5 protein-coding genes and 1 CRISPR repeat array are annotated in these 8,077 nt (G+C 70.4%); of the genes, 4 read left to right on the top strand and 1 reads right to left on the bottom strand.

Annotated features, from left to right (window positions below; all coding sequences use genetic code 11):
- From cas1e to GUY61_RS30835, 3 genes are all read left to right on the top strand, one after another.
- On the top strand, positions 1-750 hold a 750-nt coding region (cas1e, locus tag GUY61_RS30845), incomplete at its 5' end, for a type I-E CRISPR-associated endonuclease Cas1e (protein WP_166633544.1).
- Positions 751-754: 4 nt separating this feature from the next.
- Complete coding sequence (cas2e, locus tag GUY61_RS30840; RefSeq protein WP_166633543.1) at positions 755-1,069, top strand: type I-E CRISPR-associated endoribonuclease Cas2e; 315 nt, start codon at positions 755-757, stop codon at positions 1,067-1,069.
- A 20-nt stretch (positions 1,070-1,089) separates the two neighbouring features.
- Positions 1,090-3,496: direct repeats of the CRISPR family, unit length 29 nt; unit sequence CTGTTCCCCGCGCGAGCGGGGGTGAGCCG.
- 1,234 nt (positions 3,497-4,730) lie between these two features.
- Positions 4,731-5,852 (top strand): AI-2E family transporter, encoded by a 1,122-nt coding sequence (locus GUY61_RS30835; RefSeq protein WP_166633542.1) that lies wholly within the window; start codon positions 4,731-4,733, stop codon positions 5,850-5,852.
- Between the two features lie 378 nt (positions 5,853-6,230).
- Here GUY61_RS30835 and GUY61_RS30830 read toward each other — a convergent pair whose 3' ends face one another.
- Positions 6,231-6,776, bottom strand: a complete 546-nt coding sequence (locus GUY61_RS30830; protein WP_166633541.1) for a GNAT family N-acetyltransferase — start codon at positions 6,774-6,776, stop codon at positions 6,231-6,233.
- Positions 6,777-7,176: 400 nt separating this feature from the next.
- On the opposite strand from GUY61_RS30830, the gene GUY61_RS30825 reads away from it, so the two are divergent.
- On the top strand, positions 7,177-8,077 hold a 901-nt coding region (locus GUY61_RS30825), incomplete at its 3' end, for an AfsR/SARP family transcriptional regulator (protein WP_313896950.1).

Raw genomic sequence — 8,077 nt, 5'->3', positions numbered from 1 at the left:
ATCACCGCCCGCGCCCTGTCCACCCTGGCCCGTCACGGAACCACCGTGGTCTGCACCGGCGCGGGCGGTGTGCGCTGCTACGCGGCGACCGTCCCCGACGGCATGCCCAACCGCTGGCTCGAAACACAGGTACGGTCCTGGGCCGACGACACCCAGCGCACAGCCGTCGCCCGCCGCATGTACACCCACCGCTTCGGCGACACCGCCCCCAAGGACGCCACGATCGCCCAACTACGCGGCCTGGAAGGCCAGCGGATGAAAGCGATGTACCGCCTCCTCGCCCAGCAGCACCGAGTACGCCCCTTCAAACGCTCCTACGACCCCGCCGACTGGGACGGCCAGGACCCCGTCAACCGCGCGCTGTCCGCAGCCAACACCTGCCTGTACGGCATCACCCACGCGGCGATCACAGCCATCGGCTGCAGCCCCGCCCTCGGCTTCGTCCACACCGGCACCTCACACTCGTTCGTCTACGACATAGCCGATCTGTACAAAGCCGAACTCACCCTGCCCCTGGCCTTCTCCCTGGCCCAGTCCCCCGACCCCGAAGGCGAGGCCCGCCGCTCCTTCCGCGAAGGGCTGAGGCTCTTCCGCCTGCTGCCACGCATCGTCGCCGACATCCAGGACCTCCTCGAACCCGACGAGGGAACGCGCCAGGACGACGCGGAAGAGGCGGTCGAAGAACTCGTACATCTTTGGGACCCGGTCAACGGCATCCTCGACGGCGGCACCAACTACGGCGAGGAGTAGCGGCATGGCCACCATGACCGTCATTGCCACCACAGCCGTCCCCGACCACGTCCGCGGAGCACTCAGCCGCTGGCTGACCGAGCCCATGCCCGGCCTGTACGTCGGCACCCTCTCGGCACGCGTCCGCGAAGAACTGTGGAGCGCCGTCAGCGCCTCCGTCGCCGACGGCGCGGCCGTCCTCATGCACCCGGACAACAGCGAGCAACGCTACGCCGTCCGCACAGCGGGGCAGCGCCGCCGAGAGCCTGTGGACTTCGACGGGCTCACACTCATCGCATTCAACCCCATGGAGGTAGATAACAAAATGGCAACGCCCTGAGAAACGCCAGTTCAGGAAACCTGTTCCCCGCGCGAGCGGGGGTGAGCCGCGCAGGGCGTCACCGTGCCGGAGTGGTCGCTGCTGTTCCCCGCGCGAGCGGGGGTGAGCCGGCTTTTGCCGGTGCCGGCCGGGCCGGCGATGCCTGTTCCCCGCGCGAGCGGGGGTGAGCCATCACTGGCCCTCCTGCCATACGACTTCGGTGACTGTTCCCCGCGCGAGCGGGGGTGAGCCGGAGACCCCGATGTACGACTGCCGCGCCTGTGACTGTTCCCCGCGCGAGCGGGGGTGAGCCGACGCTGTCGACGTCGGTCGGGCGGGTGCTGACCTGTTCCCCGCGCGAGCGGGGGTGAGCCGCTCGAAGCGGCGGTGGAGGACATGAAGGAGGGCTGTTCCCCGCGCGAGCGGGGGTGAGCCGATCGGCATAACGTGCTCAGTGACCTTGCCAAGCTGTTCCCCGCGCGAGCGGGGGTGAGCCGTCGCGCGGCGGGGTGCCGTTGAGGTGCGCGGGCTGTTCCCCGCGCGAGCGGGGGTGAGCCGGTTCTTCATGAACCTTGCGGTACTCACGCTGTCTGTTCCCCGCGCGAGCGGGGGTGAGCCGACCGGGGAGGCGGAGAAGGCGGAGCGCAGGGGCTGTTCCCCGCGCGAGCGGGGGTGAGCCGTCCAGGCGTCCGACCCCTTCCGCGACGCCCAGCTGTTCCCCGCGCGAGCGGGGGTGAGCCGCGCATGAACCTGACGATCCAGTGGTGCGAGATCTGTTCCCCGCGCGAGCGGGGGTGAGCCGCAGCGCATCGCCACCTGGATCGCCTCTCTGCTCTGTTCCCCGCGCGAGCGGGGGTGAGCCGAGTGATGTCCTCGGCGGCCTGACCATCCGGTTCTGTTCCCCGCGCGAGCGGGGGTGAGCCGCGGGGGTTGGCGACGGCCGTGCCGCCGATCCCCTGTTCCCCGCGCGAGCGGGGGTGAGCCGCGACAGTCGCCCTGCACCACCTGAAAGCCGGGCTGTTCCCCGCGCGAGCGGGGGTGAGCCGACATACGACTCCTCGAGGATGTACGCCGTGCCCTGTTCCCCGCGCGAGCGGGGGTGAGCCGGGCGTGTCGCTGATCTCCGGGTTCATCCAGGGCTGTTCCCCGCGCGAGCGGGGGTGAGCCGTCCCAGATCAAATCGACCCTCGGGTCGCGGGCCTGTTCCCCGCGCGAGCGGGGGTGAGCCGGACGGCGCGGAGGGCGCCTACTGCCCCCACTGCTGTTCCCCGCGCGAGCGGGGGTGAGCCGGCGATGCTCGGCGCCACCGACGACGTGAACAACTGTTCCCCGCGCGAGCGGGGGTGAGCCGTCGAGGGTGTTGGACATGGTGCGCTCCCGTTCCTGTTCCCCGCGCGAGCGGGGGTGAGCCGCCGCTGCTGTCGCTGCTGCTGTTGTTGCGTCCCTGTTCCCCGCGCGAGCGGGGGTGAGCCGACGAAGAAGTTCCCCGTCGTCGTGGTGGAGCTCTGTTCCCCGCGCGAGCGGGGGTGAGCCGCGGTGGGTGTCCTTCACCGCGATGTGCCAAGACTGTTCCCCGCGCGAGCGGGGGTGAGCCGGTGCGCATGCGCCTGGCCCCCATCGCCACGGTCTGTTCCCCGCGCGAGCGGGGGTGAGCCTCCGGCCCGGGGCGCTCGTACCGACCACCAGCACTGTTCCCCGCGCGAGCGGGGGTGAGCCGCAGACGGCGAGCCAGCTGCCCGGCCTGATCGTCTGTTCCCCGCGCGAGCGGGGGTGAGCCGGTGGTGCGGGCGCGGCTCGGCGAGATCTCGGGCTGTTCCCCGCGCGAGCGGGGGTGAGCCATCGATCAGCCACAGCTCGTCCTGCGGCACGGTCTGTTCCCCGCGCGAGCGGGGGTGAGCCGATTGGCAGGAACACTCCGATACGGGTTTCTGTCTGTTCCCCGCGCGAGCGGGGGTGAGCCGCTGCCCGGGTGGCTCGCGGCGGGCGGCTCGGACTGTTCCCCGCGCGAGCGGGGATGAGCCTTCATCCTGAAACTGCACCTGATTCCCCTCCTGCTGTTCCCCGCGCGAGCAGGGGTGAGCCGTTCACCGCCGCGGCGGCGCCCGCTGCCTTGAGCTGTTCCCCGCGCGAACGGGGGTGAGCCGAACAACCGGAACATCGACCGGTGTATCGAGTCCTGTTCCCCGCGCGAGCGGGGGTGAGCCAGCGATCTACGGTGAGTGGTCGCTGCTGCGGGCCTGTTCCTCGCGCGAGCGGGGGTGAGCCGACGGTGTAGGGGCGCATCGCGCAGTAGGTCTGCTGTTCCCCGCGCGAGCGGGGGTGAGCCGTAACCACCAGGGCGGCAACCCGAGAGTGGACGCTGTTCCCCGCGTGAGTGGAGGTGAGCTGGCCTCAGAAAGCTGCACCGCCACGCCGTCCGCTGTTCCTCGCGCGAGCGGGGGTGAACCAATGCCGTGAGCGCGACCACTATCCCCGAGTCGGGTGCGTCGCACCCAGAGGAGGCTTACAGCACACTCCATGCTCTGCGGCTCGCCGCTGCGCCGGTCCTGGTCCGTCGTTGGTCCGTGAGTGGTCCGTCAGCCCTGATCAACACCGACACAGGGTGAGACACGACGGGACAGGAAACCGGGTGGTGAGGTGCCGGATTGGACCCGGCGCCCTGCCCCACCTGCGGTTTGTGTGAGCTGGGGAGTCTGCTCGACTCGTGCGCCCGATGGCCGTTTCAGGGCACTCCGGCTTTCAAGACCGTTCCCTTAGGCCGCTCGGGCAACCCACCTCCGCTGCCGCCCACCTGGGACGGAGCGGGTACAGCGTACCGGCCCCGAGTGTTTCGCGGGGGCCGTGGTCCACACGGGGTCCACTGGCTCCGTTGCGAGGTACTTCCTGACCTGTAGCACTCCACACGCTGCACGCGGCCTCTGTGCCGCCAAGGGTAGAAGCCCCGATGGATGGAGCACGATGCCTCGCCGTTTCGGTTGGGGTGATGAGACGTCGCCGTTCGTCTGTAGCCGGGTGAGCGGGATGGTTTCGCTGCTTGGGCATGGCGGAGTCCCGGCGCGATGGTCGGTTTCTCCAAGGTCTTTCGGGTCGTGCAGGCAGGGGTTTGCCGGCCAGCCGGCGGGACGGGGCAGTGCGGCGAGGCGGTGGAAAGCCGTGGTGATTTCGTGTCTCCATGGCCGGGTCGCCGATATCCGCAAGCGCAGGCGTCGGTCGCCGCGAGTGGCGGGGAAACACAGCTCGGCGGTCGGCCAGGTCCGGCCGACCGCCGCCGGATGGCCGGCGGAACTGCGCGGAGGCGCAGCAGAAGGTAGATAAGAAACGTGAGAGCAGCAGACCAGTTAATGTCAGGATTTCTCCTGAACTATGCGATCCGTCCTGAACAGTGAGCCTTGACCGGTATACGTGTGCGCTTGTCTCGGGTGACCGTGTGGGCTCGTGAGCCAAGGTCCTGTGGCAGGCGAATGGTCGTTGTGTCTGCTCGCGAGCCCATGTGCGAGTGGTCACGCAGACGGTCCAGGCGGAACTCTCGCCCGGTGCGATCAAGGATGCCCGGAGTGCAGTGCCCGTGGCGCTCGGCATTCGCTGCGACGGTCTGTGACGACGGGCGATGACGCAGCCGGACCCTGGCCAGGAGCCCCAGCCGTCCGAATCCCCGCCCAGCGGAGCGGGGGGTACCGACCGGATGCCGAGGTGGCTGCCGCGGGCCATGGCGCTTGCGCTCGCCATGGTGGCCGCCTATCAGCTTGGCAGCTGGGCGTTCCAGAGGCTCACCATTCTGCTGCTCAGCATTGTGATCGCGTTCTTCCTGGCGCTGGGGATCGAGCCGGGCGTCGACCGGATGACGGCCCGAGGTATCCGCCGGAGCCTGGCCGCGTTCCTGGTGTGTCTCGCAGTGCCCCTAGGGGCGGCGGGGTTCCTCGTGCTGTTCGGTTCGATGCTTGCGGGTCAGATCAGCGGCGTCGTCGAGAACTTCCCGGAGTACTTTGACTCGGTCATCGGCTGGATCAACAGGACGTTCCGCACGGATCTGTCGGTCGACCCGGGCCGATTGGTGCGCTCCGACTGGCTCCAAACGTACGTACAGAAGCATGCGGGCGGGGTGTTCGATTTTTCGGCTTCCGTGCTGGGCGGTCTGTTCCGGCTGCTGATGATCTTCCTGTTCACGTTCTACTTCGCCACGGACGGCCCCCGGCTGGGCCGCTGGCTGTGCTCGCTGCTGCCACCGGCCAAACAGACGAAGGTACTCAGGGCCTTCGAGATCGCGGTCGACAAGACGGCCGGATACCTCTACTCCCGGGGGCTGATGGCCCTGATCTCCACAGTCGCCCACTACATCATGCTGGCAGTGCTGGGCGTGCCGTACGCCCCCGTGCTCGCCCTATGGGTGGGCGTGGTGTCGCAGTTCATCCCGGTCATCGGCACCTATCTGGCCGGAGCCGTGCCCATGCTGGTCGCGTTCACCGTCGATCCCTGGTACGCCGTGTGGGTGCTGGTGTTCGTCGTGGCCTATCAGCAGGTCGAGAACTACCTGATTCAGCCGAAGCTCACGTCCAAGACCGTGGACATCCATCCGGCGGTGGCCTTCGGTTCCGTGGTCGCGGGCACTGCCCTGCTCGGTGCGACCGGCACCCTCATCGCCATTCCCGCTGTGGCCACGTTGCAGGCATTCCTCGATGAGTATGGGAAACGGTACGACGTGGCGGATGATCTGCGGGCGGAGGGCGGCCCGCGTTACTCGCGCAGGGACGGGCCTTCGCCGCTCGCCCGTCTGCGCAGGCTGCTGCGCCGCCACGGCCAGTCCTGACCAGACCGACGAGGGCCGCTGCCTCGCGCGTTCTTGGTCCACGCCTGGTCCACACACACTGATCCACAACGCGACAGCGCCGGATCAAGGCGAGACGGGCCCATGCATTCCTCGCCCCCGCCCACCTGCGGCGGAAGCGGCTACAGCCCACCTGGCGGACCCACCCGAGGGGGCGTTTGGTCCGTCCTGGTCCGTGGCCTTCGGAAACCGCGCCTCCGGCCGGGCCGGCACCATGTGCGGGCGGGGCCCATGCTAAAGGTCGTCCCGCACGGTCTGTGCCGGCCGATGACGACAGCCGACGGCACTTTTCGTGCCAATCGAGTTGCCCGCCGGGCGGCGCGGTCGGGGCGGCGCGCCGACCGGACGGGGACTCGTTGGTCAGGGTCCGGCCCTCACGTCGGCCTCGGGAGCGCCGGCACCCGGCCGTCGCACCATGTAGACGTCGATCGGGTCCTGAATCTCCACGGTGAACCCGTGGCGCTCGTACAGCCGCCGGGCGGCGCTGCCCTGCAGGACATTCAGACGGGCGCACAGTCCGTCGGTGTCGATCCGCTTCAGCAGTGTTCGCAGGACAGCCGATCCGAGCCCTCGGCCCTGCAGACCCGGCGCCAGATAGAAATGCTCCAGCCAGCGCCCGTCCTCGGCCGGGCGCACGGTGACACACCCCGCGAAGGCACCATCGGCCACGATCACCGACGTGTGCTGTGCGGAGAAGGAATCCCGCAGCCGCTGCCGGACCCGATGCTCGTCGAACCGTCCCAACCGCTCCAGGTCCGGGCGCATCACCGTCGCCCGCAGCTCCGCGATGGCCTCGACATCCACCGGCTGCGCGGGACGCAGTGCCCAGTCCGTGGGACGGCCCGACTCGACCCCCGGGGCTGCCCGGTCCGGCCGTAACCCGTCCGTCCTCGCGCTCGTATCCATGGCCGGAGTATCTCAATGGCCGCTGCGACCACGTACGCAGCAACATCGTTGACCGGCGTGCACGCAGCCGGCCACAGGCGGTCGGCCGGCCGCCCGCGCCCCTGTGTCATGCGCCCGCGCGGCGGGCCCGTGGCGCGCCGGGGCCGGTAAGCGGGCTGCCGGACGCCGGGCCGCGACGAGGCCGACTGAGGCAAACTCGCCACCAGGAGAGGGAGTTGCCCGGCCGGGAATCGGCATCATGCGGTGGCCCACGGCCGCGGCAGGGGCTTGCGTGGCAACGTTGTCCACGTTCGGGGTCGGCGAAACATCGCGGCCGGACGGTGCGTTGCACATCTGGTGCCTGGTGCCTGGTGCCTGGTGCCTGGAGACGCGGACACGGCGGGTCGGGGGAGAGAGCAGAGTGCGCGATCGAGTGCGGTTCACAGTGCTGGGGCCGGTCCGGGCATGGCGGGACACGGCCGAGGTGCCGCTCGGGCCGCCGCAGCAGCGGGCCGTGCTGGCGGCGCTGCTGCTCGGCGAGGGTGCGCAGGTGCCGGTCCACCAACTGGTGGACGCGGTGTGGGGAGCGAACGCCCCCGGCTCCGCCGTGGGGTCGGTCCGCACCTACGTGCACCGGCTGCGGCGGCTGCTGGAGGCGCGGCTGATCCGCTCGGTCGGGGACGGCTACCTGGCCGAGGTGGACGAGGACGCGCTGGATCTCGCCGTCTTCCGGAAACTGGTCGCCCGCGCGGAACGGGCCCGTGCCCGGGGCGGGACCGAGGAAGCGTCCGCCGCGCTGCACGACGCGCTCGCACTGTGGCAGGGGACCGCGCTCGCGGGCATACGGGGGGCGTACGCGGAGGCGCAGCGGACTCGGCTCACGAAGCTTCGGCTGTCCGCGCTGGAGGCGAGACTGGCGGCCGGCCTTGAGCTCGGTGCCCACGCGGAGGCGGCCGCCGAGCTGGCGGACCTGGTGGCCGCGCACCCGTTCGACGAGCGTTTCCGCGAGATGCAGATGCTCGCCCTCTATCGCTCCGGACGGCAGGCGGCGGCGCTCGCAACCTACGGCGAGGCCCGGCGGCTGCTCGCCGAGGAACTCGGTGTCGATCCCGGCCCCGCTTTGCGAGCCATGCACGAGCGGATCCTGCGCGCCGACGATGGGCTGCTCCCGCGCGCCGGCGAAGGACCGCTCGCCCGCACCGCCCGAGGGCCCCTCGCCCGCACCGACGAAGGGACCCCCGTACGGTCCGCCCCGGAGCACGAGCCGACGGCCGGGACGGAGCCCGAGCCGCTGGCCGGTCGCGCCGAAGCCCTCGCCCCCC

Source organism: Streptomyces sp. GC420 (assembly GCF_009916105.1).
In the GTDB taxonomy this organism is placed as follows: domain Bacteria; phylum Actinomycetota; class Actinomycetes; order Streptomycetales; family Streptomycetaceae; genus Streptomyces.
This window is presented reverse-complemented; position numbering and strand designations above follow the sequence as displayed.